The following is a 23,799-nucleotide window of genomic DNA, read 5'->3' as shown; positions in this document are numbered from 1 at the left end:
AGGGATACCCGGGGGCTCAGCTTCCTGAGCCTGATTCCGGTCACGAGCGCACGTACCCCGTTGCGGGCAGGTCCCCTGCCCGAAACCGGTGTTACTCAGACCGCTCGGGGGAATAGCTGCTCGACTGCGGTCACCACCGCGGCACGGCGGGCGGCGGTGGTGGGGTCCACGGCGTGTGCGGCGGCGGCCTTGCTGAGTTCGGGTTGCGACGCCCAGGTCATGGCGATCTGGTTGACCAGGGCGAGGACGTCGGCCGGGTCCCAGGCAGGGTCGAGCTGTCCAGCCTGCTGCACCTGGCGGAGCTGGTCGATTTTGCGGGCGATCACTGCCTGGTCGGGATCGTCGGCACCGGCTGTGGTGCCCTGCAGTTCGAGGCGGCCCCAGGTGATCAGGCGGTGGTGGTCTGGACGGGCGACGAAGTAGTCGAACAGGCGACCCGCGTAGCCAGGGAGGTCGGACGGGTCCATCTGGGTGGCCTCGGCGATGACGACATACTCCCGTGCAGCAACAGCGGCATAAAGCGCGTCTTTGCTGCGGAAGTAGGCGTAGACGCGTTCTTTGCTGGTTTTGGCGAGCTTGGCGATGCGGTCCACGCGGGCGCCGGCGATGCCGTGGCCGGCGAACTCCTCCATGGCAGCGGCAAGGATGCGCTCGCGCGTGGTGTCGCCGCCGGCGGTGGGCGCTGCGGTCTGGCCGGAGTCGCGGGACTGGGACATAGGCCCAGGATAGAGCACCGAACCGTTCGGTTTGGTAGTCGGGGTGGTCGGCGCGTACAGTCAAACGGAACAGTTCGGTTTGGCCCCTGTGGGTGAAACCGACGAAATACCGAGGGAGTGAACTCATGCAGCACCGCAATCTGGGCTCTCAGGGTCTGCGCGTCTCGGCGCTCGGCCTGGGGACCATGGGCATGTCCATGGCCTACGGCGCCTCGAACGACGACGAGAGCATCGCGACCATCCGCCGCGCCCACGAACTCGGCATCGACTTCTTCGACACCGCCGAGTTGTACGGCGCCGGTACCGGCAGGAACGAAATCCTCCTGGGCAAGGCAGTCCGCGACTTCCGCGACGAGGTGGTCCTCGCCACCAAGTTCGGCTTCGACATGACGACCCAGCCGCTGGGCTCCGGCTTCAACAGCCGCCCCGAGAACATCCGCAAGGTCGCCGAGAACAGCCTGCGCTACCTGCAGAGCGACCACATCGACCTCTTCTACCAGCACATCTCCGACCCCACCATTCCGGTCGAGGAGGTCGCGGGCGTGGTCGGCGATCTGATCACCGAAGGCAAGGTGAAGTACTTCGGCCTGAGCAACGTCGGCCCCCAGTACATCCGACGCGCCCACGCCGTCACCCCGCTCTCGGTGCTCCAGTACGAGTACTCGCTCTTCGAGCGGGAGGTGGAGGAGGAGATCCTTCCCGTCCTGCGGGAGCTCGGCATCGGCTTGGTGCCCTACTCCCCGCTCGGCCGCGGCTTCCTGACCGGGGCGGTCAAGCCCGCGAGTGAATACCCCGCGGACGACATGCGCAGCTGGGACGAGCGCTGGCAGGGCGAGAACTATACTTACAACCTCCGCGCCACCGAACAGCTCAAGGAACTCGCCGCGGTCAAGGGCATCACCACCGCCCAACTCGCGCTGGCCTGGCTCCTCGCCCAGGGTCAGGACATCGTGCCCATCCCCGGCACCCGCAGTGCCAAGCGTCTCGAGGAGAACGCCGGCGCGGACAGCGTCCAGCTCACTGACGCCGACATGGCCCACATCACCGAGGTCCTCCCCCACGGCTCGGCGGGCAGCCGATACCCGGCCGCGATACTGTCCAGCTTCACCACCGACTGATCCCGCCGACGCCACAACGCCTCTCCACCGTCTATGTGGTGAGGCGCCGGTGGCAGATGAGAGCGGCGGCTATGCCGACGAAGGCAAGGAAGTGCTCGGGCTTGCGTTCATAGCGGCGGTGTAGGTGACGGCATCCGCCAAGCCAGGAAACCGTACGTTCAACGACCCATCGATGACGGCCGAGCCGCTGCGAGGGCTCGATGCCCTTGCGGGCGATGCGGTGGGGTATGCCACGGCTGCGGAGCCATCGCCGCAGGTGCTTGTAGTCGTAGCCTTTGTCCGCATGCAGTTTCGCCGGGAGTCTGCGCCGAGGTCCGCGGCGGGAGCGAATGGGCGGGATGCCGCGCACAAGCGGTTCCAGGGCCTGGCTGTCGTGCATGTTGGCTCCGGAGATGCCCAGCGACAGCGGCAGTCCGTTCCGGTCGGTGAGCAGGTGAATCTTCGTTCCTGACTTGCCACGATCGGTCGGATTCGGTCCCGTCAGCATCCCCCTTTTACTGCACGGATGCTGACCGAATCGATCGCGCACCGCGACCAATCCAGCTCACCCCGAGCACCGAGTTCATCCAGGACCACGCGGTAGAGCCGGGCCCAGACCCGGTCCCGACTCCACTGTGCGAACCTCCGGTACACCGTCTGCCAGGCCGGACCGAACACCGGCGGGAGCTGCCGCCACGTACAGCCGGAGGTCGCGACGAAGATAATCGCGGCCAGTGCCTCGCGGTCACCGGCTCGACACCGCCCCCCGCCCTGTGGACGATTCACCTCGGCGGGCGACACCACCCGCCGGAACAGAGCCCACAACTCGTCCGGTACCAACCGCTCAACAGGAATCGTCATGCCCGGTTCAACGCGCGATCGGGCCATAAGAAACGATGTCTTAGCACCGGAACGGCTTCCGCCGGCGCGGACAGCGGAGAAGGTATCGCGGGCATCCTGGAGCGGTTGGAGGAAACCCTCACCGAGCAGGAGGCGGAATTGCGGCGGCAGCGGGCCGCCGTGCAGCGGATGCGCACCGAAGGCAGCCGGATGGGCCTGCTCTCCGACTTCGTCACCGACCGTCTCAAGGGCCTGCCCGAGGGCTCCCTGCGTCAGGCGGACCTGGACAGTCTGCTGGTCACTGAGCGGATCTTCGGCCCGCTCGGCGCGGCCGTACAGACCAGCCGCTTCGTCGTCCTGGCCACGCATCCCGCTCTGCGGGAGGACTCCGACCGCATCGATGACGCCGAGGAGGCACTCGATGACAGCGTCACCGTCGATGATCCGCGGGTGGCTCAGGTGGCCGTCGAGCGGCACGCCTTCGAAAGCGCCCTGCAGGCTGTCATCGAGGAGTCCGGCCTAGGGAAGGACGACGATGCCCTCGTCGACGCCTGGGACACTTTGCCCCCTGCTACCGCCGATGACGGCGAGGACGAGGCCGACCTCAGCTCTGGCAGGCGGGAGGCTGACTCCATGAGCGCGTTCAAAGCCACCGGCAAGATGCCCTACGACTTCTCCTCAGCCCGCCTGCGCTGTATGGAACTGGCCGAAGAACTGTGCGCCCAAGAGCCACCCGCTACCTGGAACACGGCCTGGGTACCCGATCGAGCCCTTGGGTACCACCACGTCGATCTGCGTCACGTCGTCCGGTCCTGCGACGCGGGTGTGTCCTCACAGGGCCTTGAATGCTTCCGTGACAGCCTCGCAGGTGGCCGCGAGGTCGTCGTCCGTGGCCGCGGCGGAGACGAACCAGCAGGCCATGGGGAAGGCGTTGGCGTGGACTCCGCGTTTGAGGAGTTCATGCCGGAAGGCGTGGGACCGGACCTGGTCGACGCGCAGCAGGTCGCGGTAGTTGCGGGTGGGGCGGCCGTCGGCGGTGAAGACGGTCTGGAACATGGCGCCGACGCCTTGCACGGAGCAGGGGATTCCCTGGTCGTGCGCCGCCTTCCGTGCCGTCTCCATCACCTGGCGGCCGGTGTCGTCGATCCGCTGGACGACGGCGGGATCTCCGAGCTGCCGCAGGGTCACCAGGGCGGCCGTGGCGCACAGCGGCGAGGCGTTGTACGTGCCGCCGTGCTTGACCCGTCCCGACGCGAGCCCGTCCATGATGTCTTGGCGGCCGGCGAAGGCGGCGATGGGCAGGCCGCCCCCGAGGGCCTTGGAGAACACCGCGAGGTCGGGTTCCACGCCGAAGAGGGCCTGGGCCCCGCCAGGGCCGGTACGGAACCCGGTGCAGACCTCGTCGAAGATCAGCACGATGCCGCGTGTGGTGCACTCCTCGCGCAAGGCCTCCAGATATCCCGCCTCGGGCATGGTGCAGGCGTTGTTGGCGACGATCGGCTCACAGATGACGGCGGCGAGCTCCCCGGCATGGGCGTCGAGCATCGCACGCAGCGTGGTCAGGTCGTTCCAGGGGCAGACCACGACGTCCTCCACGACACCGGCGGGGATTCCCGGGGAGTGTGGGACGGGCCGTGGCGTGTCGGAGGGGCCGGCCTCGTGCTCCGTGGGGCGGTTCGAGATCGCCAGGGTGTCCGACCACCCGTGGTAGTGCCCTTCGAACTTCAGGATCCGGGAGCGCCCGGTGTGGCCGCGGGCAGCACGTACGGCGCCCTGTACGGCCTCGCTGCCGGAGTTCGCGAAGCGGACGAGTTCCGCGCAGGGCACCATCCGGCAGATCGTCTCCGCCAGCTCTACCTCCGGGACGTTGCAGGTGCCGAACATCGTGCCGTTGTGCAGCACCTGGGTGAGGGCGTCCGTCAGTACGGGCGGGGCATGACCGAGAACGGCGCTGCCGTAGGAGATGAGGTAGTCGATGTACTCGTTGCCGTCGACGTCTCGGATCCGGGAGCCGGACCCGCTGCTGATGTAGAGCGGGTAGGGATGCGGCCCTGTGGAGGTGAGGCGGGAGGACGAACTGATCCCGCCCGCGAGGGAGTTCTGCGCACGCTCGAACCACGACCTGCTGCCGTCCGTGCCGTGCAGCGCCTGTAAACGGTCATTCATGGCTGCTCCTGTTTGCTGAGGTGTGCCCGGGGAGACGCTTGCGGGTGTTCGGACCGGCGTCATGGACGGCGTGAGACGAAGGGGTGGTGCGGTGTGGTGAGGACGGCTGTGGTCACGGGGGCAGGGAGCGGTATCGGGCGGGCTTGTGCCCTGGGTCTGCTGGCCGACGGCTGGACGGTCGTACTGACCGGCCGTCGCGAGGAGCGGCTGCGCGAATCGGCGCGCCTCGCCGATACCCGCGACCGCGACCGGGCCGTGGTGCTGCCCGCAGACGTCACCGACGCGGAGTCCGTGGACGCGCTGTTCTCCGCAGTGGTGGAACGGTGGGGACGCCTGGACCTGCTGTTCAACAACGCCGCTGACGTCATGCCGTACACGCCGACCGAGAATGTGGAGGTGGCGGACTGGCATCGGGTCATGGACTCGATCGCCACCGGAACCTTCCTGTGCTCGCGGGCGGCCTTCCGGATCATGAAGGCGCAGGTCCCCCGGGGCGGGCGGATCGTCAACAACGGGGCCCCGTCCGCCCAGATGCCGAGGCCGGACTCGGTCGCGTTCACCGCGGCCAAACACGCCGTGGCCGGCATCACCCGCTCGCTCTCCCTCGACGGGCGCCGCTACGACATCTCCTGTGGACAGATCGACATCGGCAACGTGACCCCCGCCGACCGTCCGCAGCCCGCCGTCCGGCAGTCCGACGGCTCACTGCGGGTGGAACCCACCATGGACATCCGGCACGTGGTCGACATGGTCCGGGCCATGGCCGCCCTCCCGGTCGGGGTGAACATCCAGTCCGTCCTGGTCATGCCCAGCGCCATGCCCTACGTCGGCCGAGGATAGGCCCGCCACGTACGCGTTCAGCAGCCGGCCGGGCGCCAGGCGTCTCGCCCGCTCCCAGGCCAGCATCCGGTGCAGTCCGTCCAGGTGGATCAGTCCTTCGCGGACGGACAGTCCCTCGTAGTCCGGTCCTTCCACTGCCCTGGTGCTCAGGAACACCGCGGTGGGCTCGGCGTGGACCTGGCGGGCCAGCTTGCGCGCGCACAGCGGATTGGACGCGGCGTACGCATCCCCCAGTGCCGTCAGCCGGGCGGCGGCGGCCCGCACGGTGAGGCCCGTCCTCGGGATCAGCTCGACTTCCCCGTCCTCGCCCAGATGCCAGGGCAGCACCACGCCGCTTACCTCGGGTCCCTCCAGCAGCACCCGGTGCCAGCGGCCCTCCGCGAGGGCCTGAGCGTTGCGGATATGGGTCTGCGCCTCGTCGTTGGAGTTGGCCATGTCCCCAGAGTGGTAGGGATGGTGCCGCGTGAAGTGGCCCAGGACCGTGTCGAAGGAGACGGCCTCCAGGACCCTCATGCCGCCCGCCCGGCGTCGCCCGGCTCGTACACGCCGAAATGACGTTCCTCGAACAACTCCGCCCACCGTCCTTGTCCCAGCCGGCGCTCCCGGCCGACCGCCAGTATCCGGCGCCAGTACGGCTTGACCGGCGGCCACAGCTCACCCGTACGGCAGTACGACGCGTCGATCATGTACCTGTCGGTGCCCTCGGCCGCGGACGCGTCCCCGGCACGTCGGGTGTGGAACAGTGCGGAGTGGAGAACCACCGCTGACCCCGGGGGCAGCTCGGTGATCAGTACCTCTCCCGGCAGGGCGCCCGTCCCGAGATGACTGCGGGCGTCCTTCTCCGCGACCTCGTGGTGCGAGCCGGGCAGCACGGCGAGAGCGCCCATGCCCGGCCGCAGGCCTTGGATGTAGTGAAGAACGTGAACCATCGGAAGCCGCCGATGCCGCTGGGGTCGCTGCTCGTAGTCGTGGTGCCAGGGCTTGCCCGGGGCTCCGCAGGGGCGGCGGTCACTGTGGAGGTGGTGGAACACGAAGGCAGGGCCGAGCAGGTTCTCTTGCTCCAGCAGCTCCAGCAGCGGCGGGAACGCGGCCAGCTCCCCGTGTGCCGCCATATCCAGCTCGACCGTCTCCGGTACCGGGCACCGATCCGGGCGTAAGCAGGCGTCGATGGAACGCTGTCGCAACCCGGAATCCACCCAGTGGTCGACCTCCCGTGTCAGACGTCCGACGAAAAGGCTGGGCAGAAGGCCCGGAAGCACCAGGAACCCCTTCTCGTCGAACTCCTTGATGTGCGGTGCGGTACCCGAAGCGGCGATCACGCGGCTGAACCTCCGTTGTACACCGATGGGCGGCCAGGGATAAATCGGGCTGCGCCATCCATATCCAGGTCCTTCCGGAGCCATGCCCTTACGCAGCGGAATGGCCGGTCCCCAGCCCTGGAGGTGCGACAGCAGGGCCTCAGGGGCGGAGGGTTCTTACCGGGACGGGCGAGGCACCGATGACACGGGCGAGCGGCCGGTTCGTGCGCCCAGAACGGGTCGGCGCCGGAGAGCCTCCCCACCCTCTGAGGAGCGGCGTGGCTACCGGCGATATCGCGCATCACGACGGCCGACTTGTCCCAGAAGCTGTCGTAGCGGCTGGCATTGGCCATGGTGTTGGCCGGTGAACCACGGAGCAGGGTTTCACCACAGCACTCGGGCCGCGGCGCCACCGGATCGAGCCGGTAGGCGGTCAGGCGGCCGGGAGTCCGCAGCCGGATGCCGGCCTTTCAGGCGCGCGGCCCGGAGATGCCGGCCACGGTGCGCCCGGCCATCGCGAGCTGGTCCGGCCGGTCGTCCCACTTGCGGGGAGTCCCTGGTACTCGTCTGCGTTCCCCGCTCCACGCCGCTCGTTCCTCCTCGCCTCTCCGTGATCACGCACTTGTAGCGCGGAACAGAACCAGACCCACCGGTCCGGGGCAAGGAGCGTGGGTGCCCGCATGCAGGGCGCTTCGAGAACCGGGACCATCACGAGAACGTGCTCACCGACCGGGTGCCCGCACCCAATGGTCCGGAGCCGCACCACCTTCACCAACGCCGCCACCGGCGCTCGGCGCATGCGCTGCTCCCCCGCCACCACGCGGCGAGCCCAGGACAGGTCCACCACACCCCGCGCCTCCCTGACCAGACACTCACACGGACAGACCAGGGGACGTTGCGTCTGCTGCGCAAAGCCTGCGAGTCGGATCATGCCTCAGTCCAAGATCCGGACCATACGCGGACCGACGATTCGCAACCTGTCCAGCCTCATGCCATTTCACCAGGTCAGTGAAATGCAAGACGTGTACCACCAGCAGACGAAGAATCTGCTGGACCTCCGTACTCGTGTCTCGCCAGATTTCGCCAATAACTGCGGCAGACAACTGCAATGGCTTGCGCTCCGAGTTCGGCCACACAAGGCAGTTGTGTCCTGAGCTTCGCTTCTACCGCCCACGACCCACAACGAGCAGAGCATCCACGCGTTTTCCTGGACTATCAGCCTCCGACCCTTTGATCCAGCAGGTGACGCAGATACTGGACCAGCAGCGTGATGTTCGCATCCGCGAGGTCGATACTGCCGACTGGAGGATCACCGGCCCGCTCGCACACGACGACCACCCACACCTGACGACCCATCACCAAAGTCAGCATGTGGTCAGCATCAGTACCGCCACAACCCGCTACGGACAGCTACACCCCGACAAGATCGACAACTGGTCAAACGCAACCTGGCCTGCGAAGCTGGAGTCCAAGGGCTCATCTACTAGTTTCCCTAGGAGGTACCCGTGAAGATGCTGATCAACGTCCCGGAGACCGTGGTCGCGGACGCGCTGCGCGGTCTGGCGGCTGCCCACCCGGAGCTGACCGTGGACGTGGAGAACCGGGTGATCGTGCGACGGGACGCTCCCGTGGCCGGAAAAGTGGGGCTGGTCTCGGGCGGAGGCTCGGGGCACGAGCCGCTGCATGGGGGTTTCGTGGGTCCCGGCATGCTGTCGGCGGCCTGTCCGGGCGAGGTGTTCACCTCCCCGGTGCCCGACCAGATGCTGCGCGCGGCCGCCGCCGTGGACAGCGGGGCGGGGGTGCTGTTCATCGTGAAGAACTACACCGGCGACGTGCTCAACTTCGACATGGCAGCCGAGCTGGCTGAGGACGAGGGCATCCAGGTCGCGAAGGTGCTGGTCAACGATGACGTGGCGGTGACCGACAGCCTCTACACGGCCGGCCGGCGTGGCACCGGCGCGACCCTGTTCGTGGAGAAGATCGCCGGTGCCGCAGCCGACGAGGGCATGCCGCTGGAGCGGGTGGAGGCCATCGCCCGGCAGGTCAACGAGAACTCCCGCAGTTTCGGTATCGCGCTGAGTGCCTGCAGCACGCCCGCCAAGGGCAGCCCCACCTTCGATCTGCCGGCCGGTGAGCTGGAGTTGGGCATCGGCATCCACGGCGAGCCCGGCCGGGAGCGGCGGGCGATGATGACCTCCGGCGAGATCGCCGAGGCCGCCGTCGAGGCGGTGGTGGAGGACCTCCAGCCGCGCAATCCCGTGCTGGTCCTCGTCAACGGCATGGGCGCGACGCCGCTGCTCGAGCTGTACGGCTTCAACGCCGAGGTGCACCGGGTGCTCGCCCAGCGCGGCGTACCCGTGGCCCGGGTCCTCGTAGGCAACTACGTCACCTCCCTCGACATGGCGGGCGCCTCGCTCACCCTGTGCCAGGTCGACGAGGAGATGCTGCGGCTGTGGGACGCGCCGGTGAAGACGGCGGGTCTGCGCTGGGGCATGTGAGACGCAGGGGAAAGGATCACCCCGTACCTACCAGGCAAGGAGATCCAGTGCTCGACGCCGATTTCTTCCGCCGTTGGATGACGGCTACCGCCGCGTCCGTCGACCGTGAGGCGGAACGGCTCACCGCCCTCGACTCCCCCATCGGGGACGCCGACCACGGCAGCAACCTCCAGCGCGGCTTCAGGGCCGTGGCGGCCGCCCTGGAGAAGGAGGCCCCCGGCACGCCCGGCGGGGTACTGACGCTGGCCGGACGCCAGCTCATCTCGACGGTCGGCGGTGCCTCGGGGCCGCTGTACGGCACGCTGCTGCGTCGTACCGGCAAGGCGCTCGGGGATGCCGCCGAGGTCAGTGCGGAGCAGCTGGCCGAGGCGCTGCGGACCGGGGTGGACGCGGTCATGACGCTCGGCGGTGCCGCCCCGGGCGACAAGACCATGATCGACGCGCTGGTGCCGGCGGTGGACGCGCTCGGTGACTCGTTCGGGGCGGCGCGGGCCGCCGCGGACGAGGGCGCCGTGGCGACGACGCCCCTGCAGGCGCGCAAGGGCCGGGCCAGCTATCTGGGTGAGCGCAGCATCGGGCACCAGGACCCGGGCGCCACATCGGCGGCGCTGCTCGTCGCCGCTCTCGCGGAGGCAGCCGATGAGTGACGAGCGGCTTGTGGGAATCGTGCTGGTGTCGCACAGCGCGGAGGTGGCCGCGTCGGTCGCCGCGCTGGCCAAGGGGCTCGCGGGCGGTGGCCCGGTGGTGCCCGTCGCTCCGGCGGGCGGCACCGAGGGCGGTGGGCTGGGTACCAGCGCCGAACTGATCGCCGCGGCGGCCGTGTCCGTCGATCGCGGTGCGGGCGTCGCCGTCCTCACCGATCTGGGCAGCGCGGTGCTCACCGTGAAGGCCCTGCTCGCGGAGGGCGACGAACTCCCGGAGCAGACGCGGCTGGTGGACGCCCCGTTCGTGGAGGGAGCCGTGGCCGCCGTCGTCACGGCGGGCACCGGTGCCGATCTGGCGGCGGTGGAGTCGGCCGCCGCGGAGGCGTACACGTACCGGAAGGTGTGAGACCGGACCCGGGCACGCCGGTCGACGGCGTGCCCGGCCGGCCTGAGCGGCAGCTGACGTGCCGTCACTCGCTCAGCTCCCGTCGACGAACCGCCTCGCCGCCCGCTCCCCCGAGGCCACGGCCGCCGCTTGGTCCTCGATGGGCGACACCCGTGTGTTCTTGAAGACGATGTAGGTGACGCCCGAGGCGGTGCCGCCCCGGAGCGGGTGGGGGCGGATGCCGAGGGCCTCGGCCGTCGCGTAGGAGGCTTCTCCGATGACGCCCCGCGGGCCCGTGTCTCCGACGACCGCGTACTGCACCTGGTCGCGGTAGACGACGGCCACGACCGAACCGCCGCCCACGCCGTGGTCCCGGTAGTCCCAGATGCGGCTCGGGGCGGGTACGACGATGAAGGGGAGACGTTCGGCGTTCAAGGGGCGGCCGTCGGACTGCGAGTAGGCCGTGCTGGCGGCGAAATACGGGTCGGTACGGCGGTTGCAGCGGCGTCCGGGGCGGCCGTCGCAGTCGATGTCCATGTCGGCCTTCCAGAAGACGGCGTCGCGGGTACCGCAGACCGGGATCTTCGCGGAGGAGCCGAGGTCCTTGCGGTACCGGCCGCGGGACACCGGAGCGCAGTCCCGTGCCCTGTCCAGCAGGTCGGCGGCGCTGACGGGGACCTCGCGCCACACCATCGGCCGCCACACCACCGGGCGCCACACCACCGGCTGGGTGCGCGGCGGGGCCGGAGTGGCGACCGGTGCCGTCGGGACGAGCAGGGCGGCACTGGCCGCGGCCAGCGTGAGCGACTGGACTCGCACGATGAGTGAGCCTCTCCTGAGGGAACCTGACGGTCAATCAGCCGCATCTGTTCCCCCGGGCCGTTCATCCGGTCACCCTCAAAGGGCCGGACGGCGCACTCCCCCAACCACCGACAGGGGCCGGGGACCTGAGTCCGTGTGGGACCCGGGCCGCCCGGCCACCCGTGTCGGCACGGGATCTGCGACGACAGCGGTCCGCGCGACAGGCCCGAACTCCCTGGCGTCCGCCAGGAGTTCGGCCGTGAGCGACTTCAGCATACGTAACCCTCCCGAGTGGTCACGAACGGCGGGGGTGACGCGCGACCGCCTCAGCGCCCCGCGTCACCCTCCACCACCCGCCCTCTTGATGTGATCGCGTCAGTCGCGCCATATTGGTCCGGACCATTCCCGAGTGCCGTACCGGGAGGCAGTGTCGTGCGACGCGTTCTCGTCTCGTTCCCCGCTCCCGCCCTTCTCCTGCGGCGCGTCGCGCTCTGCGGGGCCCTCGCGCTGGTCGCCGCCTGCGCCTGGGCCGGAGCGGAGGAACAGGACGTCGGTGGTGTGCCCGGGGCGCCGACGGGCGTCACCGCGGAGGCGGGCAGCGCGACGAGCGTGCACGTCATGTGGAACGTGACCGTGCGGGCCGACGTCTACGAGGTGTATCGGGGCACCACGAAGGTCAGTGAAGTACCGGGTTCGAAGCACATGGTGGACGTCACCAGGCTCCGGCCGTCCACGCAGTACGTCTTCACCGTACGGGCGCGGGACGCCGAAGGGCGGCTCGGGCCGCCCAGCCGTCGGGTCCGGGCGCGGACACCCGCTGCCGTGGCGGACGACCGCTCGGCGCCGACCCGTCCCTCGGCGCCCAACGGACGGGCGGCCGGCAGCCGGGCGGTCCAGCTGTCGTGGTCCGCCTCGACGGACGACCGGGACGTGGTGTCGTACGACATCCACCAGGGAGCCGCGAAGATCCACAGCGTGGGCGGAGGCCAGACGGCCGCCGTGATCACGGGGCTGCGGCCCGGCACCTCCTACGCGTTCACCGTCCGGGCCAGGGACGCGGCCGGCAACGTCTCCCCCGCCAGTCCCACCGTCCGTCTCACCACCCCGGGCACGGACGACGGCCGGGCCACGGCCCCCACCGGCTTCCGGGCGACGAGCCACCGCGAGGACGGGGCGTACCACGTCGACCTGAGCTGGGTGCCGCCCCGCGTGGACGGCGAGATCACCGAGTACCAGATCCAGCTGGACGGCCACCCGGCCACATCCCTCGTGTACGGCGGGAGCGCCCCGCGCGACCGGGCGACGCACCGTTTCTACGTGGGGCAGGTCGCCGGTGTCACCCACCGCGTCCGGATCCGGGCGATGCTGCCGGACGGCACGTGGGGCGGTTTCTCGGCGGAGCGGACGGTGACGACGGGCGCGCGGCGGTGACACCGAGACCACGGCGGTGACGTGACACCACGGCGGCGACGTCGGGTCCACGGAGATGTCGTGCCCGCGTCGGCCGGCCAGTGGACGACGTCACCTGCACGGCGGTACCCGGCGTGCGACCCCGGCCCGGGGAGCTTTGGCTGACCCCTGAGGCAGCACGGGCGATTCCCGACCCTCGGCGGCGCTAGGGATGTACCGCCAACCGTGCCGCCGGAGGGCAGTCCACATGCGCAATTCATCGCCAGTTCTCCGCTCCGGCCTGACCGTGGCAGCCGCCGCTCTGCCCCTCGCCCTGGCCGCGGGGCCCGCTGTCGCGGGCCCGGGCATCTCCGTGAGCACCACGGGTTCCACGGTGTCGGTCACGACCAGCGCGTGCACCCAGATCAACGGCAGCTGGGGCACCGCCTCACTGCTCACCAGCAGTCAGGGCAGCTTCGCCCAGGGGCGCCAGGTGACCCTGTCGGGGACGTCCACCAGCCAGTCCGCCGCCTGGTCGAGCGTCAGCGCGGGGACGTACACCGTCATCGTCATCTGCTCGGACGGCACGACCGCGGGCACCCAGTCCGTCGTCGTCTCCCCGGCCCCCTCCCCCTCGAGGTCCGCGTCCCCGTCCCCGTCGGCCTCCCCCTCCCGCGGCGTCATGGGCGGTACCGGCGGAAGCGCCACGGACTACGGGACCGTCACGCTGGTGGCCGGCGGCACACTGGTCGGGGCCGGCCTGCTCGGCACGGCCTGGTACCTGCGCCGCCGCAACAAGCCGTACCGGTACTGACCCGGTACGGACGGCGGCCCGCCCTCCCGAAGCGCTCCGGTCGGGCGGGCCACCGTCACATCCCGGTCCCGGTCCCGGTCAAGCCGGGCGGGTCGGCTCGCCGTCCGGGAGCTCGGCGAATTCCGCCAGTGCGCGGCTGAGCCACTGGGTCCAGAAGGTCTCCAGGTCGATGCCGGCCCGCAGCACCAGATGCCGCAGCCGGTCCTCCGTGCCGTCCCGGCCGGGCGGGAAGTCGCGCTGCTCGATCTCCTGGTACTCCGCCAACTGCCGCTCGTGCAGCTGCAGATGGCGTCGCAGATCGGCCTCCAGGCCCGCCGTGCCGACCACGGCCGCCGCCCTCAGCCGCAGCAGCAGCGTGTCGCGGTGCGGCTTGGGGTCCTGGGAGGCGGCGGTCCAGCGGGCCAGTTCGGCGCGGCCCGCGAGCAGGACCTCGTAGCTCTTCTTCTGCCCGCGTGCCGGCTGCTCGGACGGCAGGGCCCGGATCAGGCCGTCGGCCTCCAGTTTTCCCAGCTCGCGATAGATCTGCTGGTGCGTCGCGGACCAGAAGTAGCCGATCGACCGGTCGAACCGGCGGGTCAGCTCCAGGCCCGACGACGGCTTCTCTAGCAGGGCGGTGAGGATCGCGTGCGGGAGTGACATACCAGCCATCCTAGGGACGGGCGGCAGGCCCCCTACAGCGCCGCCGCCAGCTCGGTGCCCTGCTTGATGGCACGCTTGGCGTCCAGCTCCGCGGCCACGTCGGCGCCGCCGATGAGGTGCGTGCTGCGCCCGGCGGCGACCAGTTCCTCGTACAGACCCCGGCGCGGCTCCTGGCCGGTGCACAGCACGATCGTGTCGACCTCCAGGACCGTGCTCGCGCCGTCGACCGTGACATGCAGTCCGGCGTCGTCGATCCGGTCGTACCGGACACCCGGCACCATGGTGACGCCGCGGTGCTTGAGTTCGGCGCGGTGGATCCAGCCGGTGGTCTTGCCGAGTCCGGCGCCGACCTTGGACGTCTTGCGCTGGAGCAGATGGACGGTGCGCGGCGGGGCGGGCCGCTCGGGCGCGGCGAGGCCGCCGGGGGCGCGGTAGTCGAGGTCGACGCCCCACTGGCGGAAGTACGTCGCAGGGTTCTCGTGGGCCTTGTCGCCGGCGTCCGTGAGGTACTCGGCGACATCGAAGCCGATGCCGCCCGCGCCGAGGATCGCGACCCGGTCGCCGACGGGGGCGCCGTCGCGCAGGACGTCGAGGTAGCCGAGGACGCTCGGGTGGTCGACGCCGGGGATGTCGGGGGTGCGCGGGCTGACGCCGGTGGCGACGACGACCTCGTCGTAGCCGTCGACGTCCGCGGCCGTGACGGGTGTGTTCAGCCGTACGTCGACACCGTGCCAGTCGAGCTGGGTGCGGAAGTAGCGGAGCGTCTCGTCGAACTCCTGCTTGCCGGGGACCTTGCGGGCGACGTTGAGCTGCCCGCCGATCTCGCTCGCGGCGTCGAAGAGGGTGACGTCGTGGCCGCGCTCGGCCGCCGAGACGGCGCAGGCGAGGCCGGCCGGTCCGGCGCCGACGACGGCGACGCGTTTGCGCAGCCGGGTCGGGGAGAGCACGAGTTCCGTCTCGTGGCAGGCGCGCGGGTTGACCAGGCAGGAGGTGATCAGGCCGCTGAAGGTGTGGTCGAGGCAGGCCTGGTTGCAGCCGATGCAGGTGTTGATCGCCTCGGGCCGGCCGGCCTCCGCCTTGATGACGAAGTCCGGGTCGGCGAGCATCGGGCGGGCCATCGACACCATGTCGGCCGCGCCCTCGGCGAGCAGTTCCTCGGCGAGCTCGGGGGTGTTGATGCGATTGGTGGTGACGAGCGGCACGGACACCTCGCCCATGAGCCGCTTGGTCACCCAGGTGTACGCGCCGCGCGGCACGGAGGTGGCGATGGTGGGGATGCGGGCCTCGTGCCAGCCGATGCCGGTGTTGATGATCGTCGCCCCGGCGGCCTCGACGGCCTTGGCCAGGGTGATCACCTCGTCGAGCGTCGAGCCGCCCGGGACGAGGTCGAGCATGGAGAGCCGGTAGACGACGATGAAGTCCTCGCCGACCGCCTCGCGCACCCGCCGCACGATCTCGAGCGGGAAGCGTGTGCGGTTCTCGTACGAGCCGCCCCAGCGGTCGGTGCGCTGGTTGGTGTGCCGGGCGATGAACTCGTTGATGAGGTAGCCCTCGGAGCCCATGATCTCCACGCCGTCGTAGCCGGCGTGCCGGGCCAGGCGGGCGGCGCGGACGTAGTCGTCGATGGTCCGCTCGATGTCGGCGTCGCTCAGCTCGCGGGGCGGGAAGGGGCTGATCGGCGCCTGGACCGGGCTGGGCGCGACCAGGTCCTGGTGGTAGGCGTACCGGCCGAAGTGCAGGATCTGCATCGCGATCCGCCCGCCCGCGTGGTGCACGGCGTCGGTGATGACCCGGTGCCGCTCGGCCTCCGCCTCGGTGGTGAGCTTCGCGCCGCCCTCGTAGGGACGTCCCTCGTCGTTGGGTGCGATGCCGCCGGTGACGATCAGGCCCACTCCCCCGCGGGCGCGGGCGGCGTAGAAGGCGGCCATGCGCTCGAAACCGCCGTCGGCCTCCTCCAGACCGACATGCATGGAGCCCATGAGGACCCGGTTGGGCAGGGTCGTGAAGCCCAGGTCGAGGGGGGTCAGCAAGTGCGGGTAATGGCTCATCGGGGGCCCTCCGTGCGCGGTGTCGTCCCCGTAGTTGTAGAGGCTACCGACGCTTTATGCAACTAGTTGCATAAGGTGATGGAGGGCACAGCGGGGCTACGACCAGGGGATCACCGGCTCTCGAGGCGCACGTGCAGTTCCTTCTCCTGGTCGCCGGGGACCGTGGTCAGGTCCTGCACGGCGAACAGGGAGTCCAGCCTCATCCGGAACTGTTCGATCGCCCAGTACCCGCCGTGCAGATCGGCGTCGACGGAGGACGACAGCCGGGCCGGCCGCGCGCCCTCGTGCGTGTCGGCGACATCGAAGGTGCCGAGCCACACGGTCGGGCGGGTCTCGTGCAGTTCCTCGGGCACGTCGTCGGCGCACCGGTCCGACTCGAAGCAGGCGCACAGCGTGTCGAACACGATCCGGGCGTCGTGCTTGCTGCATCCGCTGATCTCCACCGAGACGGAGTGGGGGTGCGGTCGCTCAAGGTCCATCGTGACGCTCCTCTTCTGGTCACGCTGCCGAATCCGCCCCCACCCCAGCAAAGCACCCCCTTCCGACGAGCACTACCGGCAGCGCCCCTGTGGTGGTGACCGTTTTGCGGGGCGGTACGCGCCGTGTTGGGAGATGGTGGAAGGTGACGGAAGGGGCCTCGAGAAAACGGCTCCGCGCGGTAGAACATGGGGTGTCGGCACCATGACGGCGTGCCGCGAGGATCGGCGAAGGCGGGGCATGGGATGAGTGCAGCCGGGTCTCCCGCGGCCGAGGGCGACGAGTCCCCGCGCGGGTCGGCACGACCGAGCGGGCTGCTCGACGTCCTGAGCATGGCCTCGGTGGTCCTCGACTCCGAGGGCCGCATCGTGCTGTGGAGCCCGCAGGCCGAGGAACTGTTCGGATACGAGGCGCGGGAGGCGCTCGGGGAGTACGCCGCCCGGATCATGGTCCACGAGCAGTACGTCGACCTCGTGGTCAAACTGTTCGCGGACGTCATGGGCACCGGGCAGAGCTGGGCCGGGGCCTTCCCCATCCGCCGCAAGGACGGCACCACACGGCTCGTGGAGTTCCGCAACATGCGGCTGCTGGACGACGAGGGCGAGGTCTACGCGCTCGGTCTGTGCGCCGACCAGTCGACCGTGCACCGGCTGGAGCGGGAGGTGGCGCTGTCGACGCGGATGATCGCGCAGTCCCCGATCGGGCTGGCCGTGCTGGACACCGAGCTGCGGTACGTCTCGGTCAACGCGGCGCTGGAGGAGATCAACGGCGTGCCGACCGAGGAGCACCTGGGCCGCACGGTCCACGAAGTGGTGCCGCAGATGGACGTCGAGGCCCTGGAGGCCGCGGCGCGCCGGGTCCTGGACACCGGCAGGCCGGTCGTCGACCAGTCCACGATCGGCCGCACCCCGGCCGATCCGGACCAGGACCACGCCTGGTCGATCTCGCTGTACCGGCTGGAGAACGCCTACGGGACCGTGCTGGGCGTGGCCGTCTCGATCGTCGACGTCACCGAGCAGTACCGGGCGGGCATCGAGGCCGAGGCCGCGCGGCGGCGTCTGGCCCTGATCGCGGACGCCTCCGGCCGGATCGGAACCTCGCTGGACCTGGACCGCACGGCCCGCGAGCTCGCCGACGTGGCCGTGCCGGAACTCGCCGACATCGCGGCCGTCGATCTGCTGGACGCGGTGGTGCAGGGGCGGCGCACCAGCCTCGGCCCCGCCGAGTCGGCCGTGATCCGCGCGCTGGCGGTCCAGGGGTACGACTCGGTCGAGGCCCTGGAGGCGGCCGACCCTCCGGGACAGGTGGCCCGGTACGCGCCCGACCGGCTCGTCACCGAGTGCGTGCGCACGGCCAGTCCCGTGATGCTGCCGCAGGTCACGGACGAGGATCTGCCGCGGATCGCCCGTTCCCCGGAGGCGGCGAAGCTGCTGGGCCGGGCCGGGGTGCACTCCTATCTGGCGGTGCCGCTGATCGCGCGCGGTGAGGTGCTGGGTGCGCTGGATCTCAAGCGCACCCGCAATCCGCTGCCGTTCTCCGAGGACGACCTGCTGCTGGCGCGCGAGCTGGCCGCCCGGGCGGCGGTGCAGATCGACAACGCCCGCTGGTACCAGAGCGCCCGGGACACCGCGCTCACCCTCCAGCGCAGTCTGCTGCCCAGCCATCCCCCGGTGACGGGCGGTCTCGAGGTCGCCTCCCGCTACCAGCCGGCCGGGGCCACGAGCGAGGTCGGCGGCGACTGGTTCGACGTCATCCCGCTGGACGGCGGCACGACGGCGCTCGTCGTGGGCGACGTGATGGGCAGCGGCATCCCCGCGGCGGCGACCATGGGCCGGCTGCGTACGGCGACCAACACGCTGGCCTCCCTCGACCTCGACCCGGCCCGGCTCCTGGAGCACCTCGACAAGATCACCGAGGGACTGGAGCAGGCCATCGCCACCTGCGTCTACGCCGTCCACGACCCGCATCGGCGACAGTGCCGGATCGCCAACGCCGGGCATCTGCCGCCGGTACGCGTGCGGGCCGGCCGGCCTCCTGAGCTGCTCGACCTGCCGACCGGGGTGCCGCTCGGCGTGGGCGGCGTCCCCTTCTCCACGACCACGGTCGACCTGGAGCCGGGCGACCGCCTGGTCTTCTACACCGACGGCCTCGTCGAGACCCGCCGCGACCCGCTCGACGACCGCCTCGACACGCTCCTGTCCCTGCTCGACGGCCCCGACCGGCCCCTGGAGGAGGTCTGCGACCTGCTCCTGCGCACCCTCCACGAGCCGGACAACTTCGACGACGTGGCCCTGCTCATCGCACGGGCGACGGCCCCGGACCGATCGGCACCTCCTGCCTGACCCCGATCACCACATGCGCGTGCGGCTCCTCCGAGACGGCCAGGCGGGTCGTCAGGCCGCCGCGTTCGAACGCGGCGACGGCGGTCGGTGCCTGGTGCCGGCCGGTCTCCACCAGGACGCAGCCACCGGGGGCTAGCCAGCGGGAGGCCTCGGCCGCGACCCGGCGCAGGACGTCGAGGCCGTCCGTGCCGCCGTCGAGGGCGACCAGCGGCTCGTGGTCGCGGGCCTCCAGGGGCAGCAGGCCTATCTCGTCGCTGGGTACGTACGGCACGTTGGCCGCGAGGATGTCGACGCGGCCGAGCAGCTCACGGGGCAGCGCCTCGAACAGGTCGCCCTGGTGGACGTGACCACCGGCGGCGGCGATGTTGCCGCGGGCGCAGTCCACGGCGAGGGGATCGATGTCGGCGGCGTGCAGTTCGACGCGACCGAGCCCGGCGGCCAGTGCCACACCGACGGCACCCGAGCCGCAGCACAGGTCCACGACGACCGTGGAGCCGGGCGCCTGGGCGAGGGCCTGTTCCACCAGGAACTCGGTGCGGCGGCGCGGCACGAAGACGCCGGGGGCGACGGTGATGCGCAGGCCCCGGAACTCGGCCCAGCCGACGACGAGTTCGAGGGGCAGACCCTCGGCGCGGCGCTCGACCATGGCGGCCGCCTCGGCCGGGGTGCGCGCGGTGGAGAGGATCAACTCTGCCTCGTCCTCGGCGAAGACGCACCCCGCGGTGCGCAGGGCGTCGGCCACGGAGGCACGGGACAACGGCGTGGAGGGCGGGACAGAAGACACAGACGGCATGGAAGCCAAGAGCCTTTCGAGAGCCGAAGGGCGCTGCGGCGGTCGCCTACGGGCGGCGGTCCGCGCGACATCGAGGAGTGAGCACCCGAGCTGACACAGCGGTAATGGGTCTCACCTCCTCGGCTTCCGATGGCTGGGTTGGTCCGCAGCCGGACGGCCACACTACCCGACGGACCGGCCGCCCGGTACGGCACGGCGAGCGGCCGCCCGTCCGACAGGTGGTTGGGCCATGCAACCATGGAAAGGCCAGGCAGCAGCGCCATGAGGGAGGCCGGGTGAACGCAGCCGACGCCGTGGAGACCATCCAGCGGGAGATGACGGTCTTCGCCCGCCGTGCCCGTGCCGCGGCGGGGCGGATGCACCCCGAGCTGTCGCTGGTGTCGTACACGCTGCTGGGGCATCTGGAGGAGAGCGGCGGCTGCCGTGCCACCGATCTGGCCGCCCACTACGCCCTGGACAAGTCCACCGTCAGCCGCCAGGTGGCCGCCCTGGAGCGGGCCGGTCTGATCGAGCGCCGCCCCGACGCGGAGGACCAGCGCGTTCTGGTGCTGCACCTGACGGAGTCCGGCCGGCGCATCCTGGCCCAGGTCACCGAGAGCCGCCGGGCCGCCTTCCGGGAGCGGCTGGCGGACTGGCCGGCCGAGGACCTGTCGCTGTTCGCCGACTGTCTCGTGCGCTACAACGCGACCTCCGAGCCCGGTGGGCACGACTGAGGCACACCGCACGTACCGTTGAATGCGCAATCACTGATCACCCGGGCCCGGCGTGGCACCGTCGGCCCGGTCCGGAGGCAGCTCCCCATGCACATCACCAGAGGCTTCACCGGGCGCCCACGCGTCGACGACCCCGGTCTGCCGCCGGGCCAGTACGACGCCGGCGACGACTGGCCCGTCCTGTCCGCCGAGGTCACTCCCGACCTGGCACCCGCCGACTGGACGTTCCGGGTCGACGGTCTGGTGGACGAGCCCCGCACCTGGGACTGGGAGGAGGCGCACCGGATGCCGCCGTCGGCGTACGAGGGCGCCATCCACTGCGTGACGGGCTGGTCGAGGTTCGGGGTGCGGTTCTCGGGCGTGTCCCTGGACGCCTTCCTCGATGTGGTCCGGCCCCATGGGTCGGCGACCCATGCCGTCGCCTACTCGCACACCGGCTACACCACCAACCTCCCGCTCGCCGACCTGACCGGCGGGCGTGCCTGGATCGCCTGGGAGTACGACGGCGGCCCGCTCGCCCCCGAGCACGGCGGTCCGGCGCGACTGCTGGTGCCGCACCTGTACTTCTGGAAGAGCGCCAAGTGGATCGCGGGTCTGCGGATCCTCGACCACGAGGAGCCCGGTTTCTGGGAGCGGAACGGCTACCACGAGCGGGGCAACCCCTGGCAGGAGCAGAGGTACTCCGGTGACTGAGACCTTCGTGCCTCCCACGCGGTTCGCCGTGCCCGGGCGGATCGCCGTGGGCGAGCAGGCCGCCTCCGTGTGGCAGACCGCCACACTGACCGAGATCCGCCGTGAGACCGCGCGTGCCGCCACCTTCCGGTTCTCCGTGCCCGGCTGGCCGGGGCACCTGCCCGGCCAGCACCTGATGGTGCGGCTGACCGCCGAGGACGGCTATGCGGCCCAGCGCCACTATTCGATCGCGTCCGCCCCGGACGGCTCCGGGCACATCGAACTGACCTTGGACCACGTCGACGGCGGCGAGGTCTCGGGCTGGTTCCACACCGTCGCCCGGCCCGGCGACCGGGTCGAGGTGCGGGGACCGGTGAGCGGCTTCTTCGCCTGGCCCGGCGACCGGCCCGCGCTGCTGATCGGCGCCGGCTCCGGTGTCGTACCGCTGATGTCGATGGTCCGGCACCACCGCGCGCGGAACCTGACCGTGCCGCTGCGGCTGGTGGTGTCCGCGCGCAGCCCCGAGGAGCTCATCTACGCCCGGGAGTTCGGCGCGGAGACGACGCCCGTCTTCACCCGCGCCGCGCCGGAGGGTGTGCCGGTGGGACGTATGGCCGCGGCACATGTGGCGCCGCTCCTGGCCGAGCAGCCGTCCGGTGGGTGGGAGGCCTATGTGTGCGGCTCCAATGCCTTCGCCGAACATGCCTCGCGGCTGCTCGTGACGGCCGGTCAGCCCGTGGACCGCGTCCGGATCGAGCGTTTCGGCTGATCTCGGGAGCGGACCGACGGCCCGGCGCCCCGTAGCGGGGCCACGACGAGCGATCGATGCGCGTCGGAAGGGGTACCCGGTCCGTGTGGGCACTCGCAGGCGTGGCATGACGCGGAGGGAGCGGCAGGTCGACATGCGAACCCGGGTGCGCGGCTGGCGTTGGCGGCGCAGTCCGCTGCGGCGCCGGTCCGATGTCGTCGAGGCGTGGACGGTGCTGGTGGTGGCCGTCCTGCTGCTCGTGGGCGCGCCGCTGGCGGGAGTGGCGGCGGCCTGGTGGGCCCATGACGAGGCGACGTCGGTCTCGGTGGAGCAGCGCGCCGAGCGGCATCGCGTCCGTGCCGAGGTCGTCGGCAGGAAGGGCGACTCGCTGCCGTCGGCGGAGGCCGGCGGGCAGCGGACGTTCCGGGCGACCGTGCGCTGGACGGAGCCGGGCGAGGGGACGCGCACCGCGACGGCACCGGTCGCCGCGGGCACCCGGCAGGGCGAGGTCGTGGACGTCTGGTTCGACTCCCGGGGGCGGAACGTGCCCCCGCCGGTGGACGGCGCCACGGTCTGGCAGCACACCCTCACCATCGGCACGTGTGCCGCGGGCGGTGCGGTGCTCGCGGTGATCCTCGGCCACGTCGTCGTGCGCCGGGTGGCGCTGCGCCGCAGGCTGGCCGAGTGGGACCGGGCGTGGGCCCGTACGGAACCGGAGTGGACGCATCGCCGCGCATGACGCACAAAATGCCTGGCGAGTCCTCCGACCGCCCCCATAGTGTGATCATCCGCTCTGTCTCCGCAGCTGTTCCTCACCCAAGGCGGTCCTGCATGGCCCTGTTCGACCTTCCTCTCGATGAACTCCGTGAGTACCGCAGCGCGTCCCCCGAGCCCGAGGACTTCGACGCGTTCTGGTCCAAGACGCTCCAGGAGGCGCGTCAGCACGATCTGGACGCCCGCTTCGAACCGGTCGACACGGGCCTGTCCACCGTGCAGGTGTTCGACGTGACGTTCGCCGGCTTCGGTGGTCATCCGGTCAAGGGCTGGCTGACGCTGCCGGCCGGGGCGGACGGACCGCTGCCGCTGGTCGTGGAGTTCATCGGCTACGGCGGAGGCCGCGGACTGCCGCACGAGCACCTGCTGTGGGCGTCCTCGGGCCGGGCGCACTTCGTGATGGACACCCGCGGGCAGGGCAGCGCCTGGGGCGCTGGCGGCGGCACGGCGGACCCAGTGGGCGGCGCGCCGGCCTTCCCGGGCTTCATGACGCGCGGTATCGACGCGCCGGAGAACTACTACTACCGCCGGGTGTTCACGGACGCCGTGCGGGCCGTGGAGGCGGCCCGTTCACACCCCCTGACCGACGCCACGCGCACGGTGGCCGTCGGCGCGAGCCAGGGCGGCGGCATCACGATCGCGGTGGGCGGCCTGGTCCCCGACCTGGCGGCCATCGCGCCGGACGTGCCGTTCCTGTGCGACTACCCGCGCGCGGCGACGCTCACGGACCGGCACCCGTACCGGGAGATCGGCCTGTACCTGAAGACGCACCGCGGTCGCGCCGAGGACGCCCTGCGCACGCTCTCCTACTTCGACTCCGTGCACTTCGCCGCCCGCGGCCGGGCCCCGGCGCTCTTCTCGGCCGCCCTGGAGGACCAGACCTGCCCGCCCTCCACCGTTTTCGCGGCCTTCAACGCCTGGAGCCACGAGGACAAGGAGATCGAGGTCTACGACTTCAACGACCACGAGGGCGGCGGTCCCTTCCAGGAGGCGGCCAAGCTGCGCTGGATGCGCTCGTACAGCTGATCCGGCCGTTCACCACCGACGGACTTTCGTGCGGTCCCGACCAGTCGGTATGTTCTTCGGGGCCGGGCCGCTCCATGGC

General features: G+C 70.9%; 23 protein-coding genes and 2 pseudogenes. 14 read left to right on the top strand and 11 right to left on the bottom strand.

The genetic code is table 11. The features are described 5' to 3' along the window. Positions 1-95 precede the first annotated feature (95 nt). On the bottom strand, positions 96-716 hold the full coding sequence (locus ACFT4A_RS35035) for a TetR family transcriptional regulator (RefSeq protein ID WP_193476888.1): 621 nt from the start codon (positions 714-716) through the stop codon (positions 96-98). Positions 717-841: 125 nt separating this feature from the next. Between ACFT4A_RS35035 and ACFT4A_RS35030 the strand changes: the two genes are divergently transcribed. Continuing rightward, positions 842-1,834, top strand: a complete 993-nt coding sequence (locus ACFT4A_RS35030; protein WP_382838601.1) for an aldo/keto reductase — start codon at positions 842-844, stop codon at positions 1,832-1,834. A gap of 31 nt (positions 1,835-1,865) precedes the next feature. Here ACFT4A_RS35030 and ACFT4A_RS35025 read toward each other — a convergent pair. Continuing rightward, a protein-coding gene (locus ACFT4A_RS35025) for an IS5 family transposase (protein WP_382838682.1) occupies positions 1,866-2,674 on the bottom strand; the annotation gives its coding sequence in 2 pieces (ribosomal slippage) (positions 1,866-2,324 and positions 2,327-2,674; 807 coding nt in all). A gap of 42 nt (positions 2,675-2,716) precedes the next feature. On the opposite strand from ACFT4A_RS35025, the pseudogene ACFT4A_RS35020 reads away from it, so the two are divergent. After that, a pseudogene (locus ACFT4A_RS35020) lies at positions 2,717-3,394 on the top strand (MerR family transcriptional regulator); the annotation flags it as partial. A 90-nt stretch (positions 3,395-3,484) separates the two neighbouring features. On the opposite strand, the gene ACFT4A_RS35015 reads toward ACFT4A_RS35020, so the two are convergent. Continuing rightward, entirely contained in the window at positions 3,485-4,819 is a 1,335-nt protein-coding gene (locus tag ACFT4A_RS35015) for an aspartate aminotransferase family protein (protein ID WP_382838598.1), read from the bottom strand. Between the two features lie 96 nt (positions 4,820-4,915). Between ACFT4A_RS35015 and ACFT4A_RS35010 the strand changes: the two genes are divergently transcribed. Then, positions 4,916-5,659: an SDR family oxidoreductase gene (locus ACFT4A_RS35010; protein WP_382838595.1), complete on the top strand. Its 744-nt coding sequence runs from the start codon at positions 4,916-4,918 to the stop codon at positions 5,657-5,659. A 39-nt stretch (positions 5,660-5,698) separates the two neighbouring features. Here ACFT4A_RS35010 and ACFT4A_RS35005 read toward each other — a convergent pair. The 3 genes and pseudogenes from ACFT4A_RS35005 to ACFT4A_RS34995 all read right to left on the bottom strand — a co-directional run. After that, positions 5,699-6,172: pseudogene (locus ACFT4A_RS35005) on the bottom strand (DUF6309 family protein); the annotation flags it as partial. After that, positions 6,169-6,978, bottom strand: coding sequence for a phytanoyl-CoA dioxygenase family protein (locus ACFT4A_RS35000; protein ID WP_382838593.1), 810 nt, complete (start codon positions 6,976-6,978; stop codon positions 6,169-6,171). The gene ACFT4A_RS35000 and the pseudogene ACFT4A_RS35005, both read right to left, overlap by 4 nt. Positions 6,979-8,172: 1,194 nt before the next feature. Further along, complete coding sequence (locus ACFT4A_RS34995; protein ID WP_382838590.1) at positions 8,173-8,328, bottom strand: hypothetical protein; 156 nt, start codon at positions 8,326-8,328, stop codon at positions 8,173-8,175. A gap of 134 nt (positions 8,329-8,462) precedes the next feature. On the opposite strand from ACFT4A_RS34995, the gene dhaK reads away from it, so the two are divergent. Genes dhaK through ACFT4A_RS34980 form a run of 3 tightly spaced genes read left to right on the top strand, consistent with a single transcriptional unit; the run spans position 8,463 to position 10,505 of the window. Further along, positions 8,463-9,455, top strand: a complete 993-nt coding sequence (gene dhaK, locus ACFT4A_RS34990) for a dihydroxyacetone kinase subunit DhaK (RefSeq protein WP_382838587.1) — start codon at positions 8,463-8,465, stop codon at positions 9,453-9,455. A 47-nt stretch (positions 9,456-9,502) separates the two neighbouring features. Continuing rightward, positions 9,503-10,102 (top strand): dihydroxyacetone kinase subunit DhaL, encoded by a 600-nt coding sequence (dhaL, locus tag ACFT4A_RS34985; protein ID WP_382838584.1) that lies wholly within the window; start codon positions 9,503-9,505, stop codon positions 10,100-10,102. Further along, a complete protein-coding gene (locus tag ACFT4A_RS34980; protein ID WP_382838581.1) occupies positions 10,095-10,505 on the top strand; it encodes a PTS-dependent dihydroxyacetone kinase phosphotransferase subunit DhaM in 411 nt (136 codons plus the stop codon). The genes dhaL and ACFT4A_RS34980 overlap by 8 nt, the downstream gene beginning before the upstream one ends. A 72-nt stretch (positions 10,506-10,577) precedes the next feature. Here ACFT4A_RS34980 and ACFT4A_RS34975 read toward each other — a convergent pair whose 3' ends face one another. Continuing rightward, complete coding sequence (locus tag ACFT4A_RS34975) at positions 10,578-11,303, bottom strand: glycoside hydrolase family 75 protein (RefSeq protein WP_382838578.1); 726 nt, start codon at positions 11,301-11,303, stop codon at positions 10,578-10,580. A gap of 414 nt (positions 11,304-11,717) precedes the next feature. On the opposite strand from ACFT4A_RS34975, the gene ACFT4A_RS34970 reads away from it, so the two are divergent. After that, positions 11,718-12,716: a fibronectin type III domain-containing protein gene (locus ACFT4A_RS34970; protein ID WP_382838575.1), complete on the top strand. Its 999-nt coding sequence runs from the start codon at positions 11,718-11,720 to the stop codon at positions 12,714-12,716. 226 nt (positions 12,717-12,942) lie between these two features. Next, positions 12,943-13,488: a hypothetical protein gene (locus ACFT4A_RS34965; RefSeq protein ID WP_382838572.1), complete on the top strand. Its 546-nt coding sequence runs from the start codon at positions 12,943-12,945 to the stop codon at positions 13,486-13,488. A gap of 78 nt (positions 13,489-13,566) precedes the next feature. Here the strand turns inward: ACFT4A_RS34965 and ACFT4A_RS34960 are convergent, their stop codons facing one another. From ACFT4A_RS34960 to ACFT4A_RS34950, 3 genes are all read right to left on the bottom strand, one after another. Continuing rightward, entirely contained in the window at positions 13,567-14,127 is a 561-nt protein-coding gene (locus ACFT4A_RS34960; protein ID WP_382838569.1) for a PadR family transcriptional regulator, read from the bottom strand. Positions 14,128-14,159: 32 nt separating this feature from the next. Next, positions 14,160-16,175, bottom strand: coding sequence for an FAD-dependent oxidoreductase (locus tag ACFT4A_RS34955; protein ID WP_382838566.1), 2,016 nt, complete (start codon positions 16,173-16,175; stop codon positions 14,160-14,162). A 110-nt stretch (positions 16,176-16,285) separates the two neighbouring features. Then, the gene (locus ACFT4A_RS34950) at positions 16,286-16,654 is read right to left on the bottom strand and encodes a hypothetical protein (protein ID WP_215123612.1); all 369 of its coding nucleotides are present in this window, start codon (positions 16,652-16,654) and stop codon (positions 16,286-16,288) included. 243 nt (positions 16,655-16,897) lie between these two features. On the opposite strand from ACFT4A_RS34950, the gene ACFT4A_RS34945 reads away from it, so the two are divergent. Then, positions 16,898-18,994: a SpoIIE family protein phosphatase gene (locus ACFT4A_RS34945; protein ID WP_382838561.1), complete on the top strand. Its 2,097-nt coding sequence runs from the start codon at positions 16,898-16,900 to the stop codon at positions 18,992-18,994. On the opposite strand, the gene ACFT4A_RS34940 is transcribed toward ACFT4A_RS34945, so the two are convergent. Beyond that, entirely contained in the window at positions 18,948-19,787 is an 840-nt protein-coding gene (locus tag ACFT4A_RS34940; RefSeq protein ID WP_382838558.1) for a putative protein N(5)-glutamine methyltransferase, read from the bottom strand. The genes ACFT4A_RS34945 and ACFT4A_RS34940 overlap by 47 nt on opposite strands. A gap of 275 nt (positions 19,788-20,062) precedes the next feature. On the opposite strand from ACFT4A_RS34940, the gene ACFT4A_RS34935 reads away from it, so the two are divergent. From ACFT4A_RS34935 to ACFT4A_RS34915, 5 genes are all read left to right on the top strand, one after another. Further along, positions 20,063-20,500: a MarR family winged helix-turn-helix transcriptional regulator gene (locus ACFT4A_RS34935; RefSeq protein ID WP_382838555.1), complete on the top strand. Its 438-nt coding sequence runs from the start codon at positions 20,063-20,065 to the stop codon at positions 20,498-20,500. A gap of 87 nt (positions 20,501-20,587) precedes the next feature. Next, entirely contained in the window at positions 20,588-21,193 is a 606-nt protein-coding gene (locus tag ACFT4A_RS34930; protein WP_382838552.1) for a sulfite oxidase-like oxidoreductase, read from the top strand. Then, entirely contained in the window at positions 21,186-21,941 is a 756-nt protein-coding gene (locus tag ACFT4A_RS34925; RefSeq protein WP_382838550.1) for a ferredoxin reductase, read from the top strand. Before ACFT4A_RS34930 ends, ACFT4A_RS34925 begins: the two co-directional genes overlap by 8 nt. A gap of 133 nt (positions 21,942-22,074) precedes the next feature. Further along, positions 22,075-22,659 carry a hypothetical protein gene (locus tag ACFT4A_RS34920; protein WP_382838547.1) on the top strand — a complete coding sequence of 195 codons (585 nt, stop codon included), beginning with the start codon at positions 22,075-22,077 and terminating at the stop codon, positions 22,657-22,659. Positions 22,660-22,751: 92 nt separating this feature from the next. Beyond that, the gene (locus ACFT4A_RS34915) at positions 22,752-23,720 is read left to right on the top strand and encodes an acetylxylan esterase (RefSeq protein WP_382838544.1); all 969 of its coding nucleotides are present in this window, start codon (positions 22,752-22,754) and stop codon (positions 23,718-23,720) included. Positions 23,721-23,799: the final 79 nt, after the last annotated feature.

This window comes from Streptomyces sp. NPDC057099 (assembly GCF_042671245.1).
Classification (GTDB): domain Bacteria; phylum Actinomycetota; class Actinomycetes; order Streptomycetales; family Streptomycetaceae; genus Streptomyces; species Streptomyces purpurascens.
This window is presented reverse-complemented; position numbering and strand designations above follow the sequence as displayed.

Excerpts from the sequence above, each read along its gene's own strand:
- ACFT4A_RS34995 (WP_382838590.1), bottom strand. The coding sequence starts at position 8,328 with ATGCTGACTTTGGTGATGGGTCGTCAGGTGTGGGTGGTCGTCGTGTGC.
- ACFT4A_RS34950 (WP_215123612.1), bottom strand. The coding sequence starts at position 16,654 with ATGGACCTTGAGCGACCGCACCCCCACTCCGTCTCGGTGGAGATCAGC.
- ACFT4A_RS34965 (WP_382838572.1), top strand. The coding sequence starts at position 12,943 with ATGCGCAATTCATCGCCAGTTCTCCGCTCCGGCCTGACCGTGGCAGCC.
- ACFT4A_RS34960 (WP_382838569.1), bottom strand. The coding sequence starts at position 14,127 with ATGTCACTCCCGCACGCGATCCTCACCGCCCTGCTAGAGAAGCCGTCG.
- ACFT4A_RS34920 (WP_382838547.1), top strand. The coding sequence starts at position 22,075 with ATGCGAACCCGGGTGCGCGGCTGGCGTTGGCGGCGCAGTCCGCTGCGG.
- ACFT4A_RS34915 (WP_382838544.1), top strand. The coding sequence starts at position 22,752 with ATGGCCCTGTTCGACCTTCCTCTCGATGAACTCCGTGAGTACCGCAGC.
- ACFT4A_RS34955 (WP_382838566.1), bottom strand. The coding sequence starts at position 16,175 with ATGAGCCATTACCCGCACTTGCTGACCCCCCTCGACCTGGGCTTCACG.
- ACFT4A_RS34945 (WP_382838561.1), top strand. The coding sequence starts at position 16,898 with ATGAGTGCAGCCGGGTCTCCCGCGGCCGAGGGCGACGAGTCCCCGCGC.
- ACFT4A_RS35035 (WP_193476888.1), bottom strand. The coding sequence starts at position 716 with ATGTCCCAGTCCCGCGACTCCGGCCAGACCGCAGCGCCCACCGCCGGC.
- ACFT4A_RS35030 (WP_382838601.1), top strand. The coding sequence starts at position 842 with ATGCAGCACCGCAATCTGGGCTCTCAGGGTCTGCGCGTCTCGGCGCTC.
- ACFT4A_RS35015 (WP_382838598.1), bottom strand. The coding sequence starts at position 4,819 with ATGAATGACCGTTTACAGGCGCTGCACGGCACGGACGGCAGCAGGTCG.
- ACFT4A_RS34940 (WP_382838558.1), bottom strand. The coding sequence starts at position 19,787 with ATGCCGTCTGTGTCTTCTGTCCCGCCCTCCACGCCGTTGTCCCGTGCC.
- ACFT4A_RS34930 (WP_382838552.1), top strand. The coding sequence starts at position 20,588 with ATGCACATCACCAGAGGCTTCACCGGGCGCCCACGCGTCGACGACCCC.
- ACFT4A_RS34980 (WP_382838581.1), top strand. The coding sequence starts at position 10,095 with ATGAGTGACGAGCGGCTTGTGGGAATCGTGCTGGTGTCGCACAGCGCG.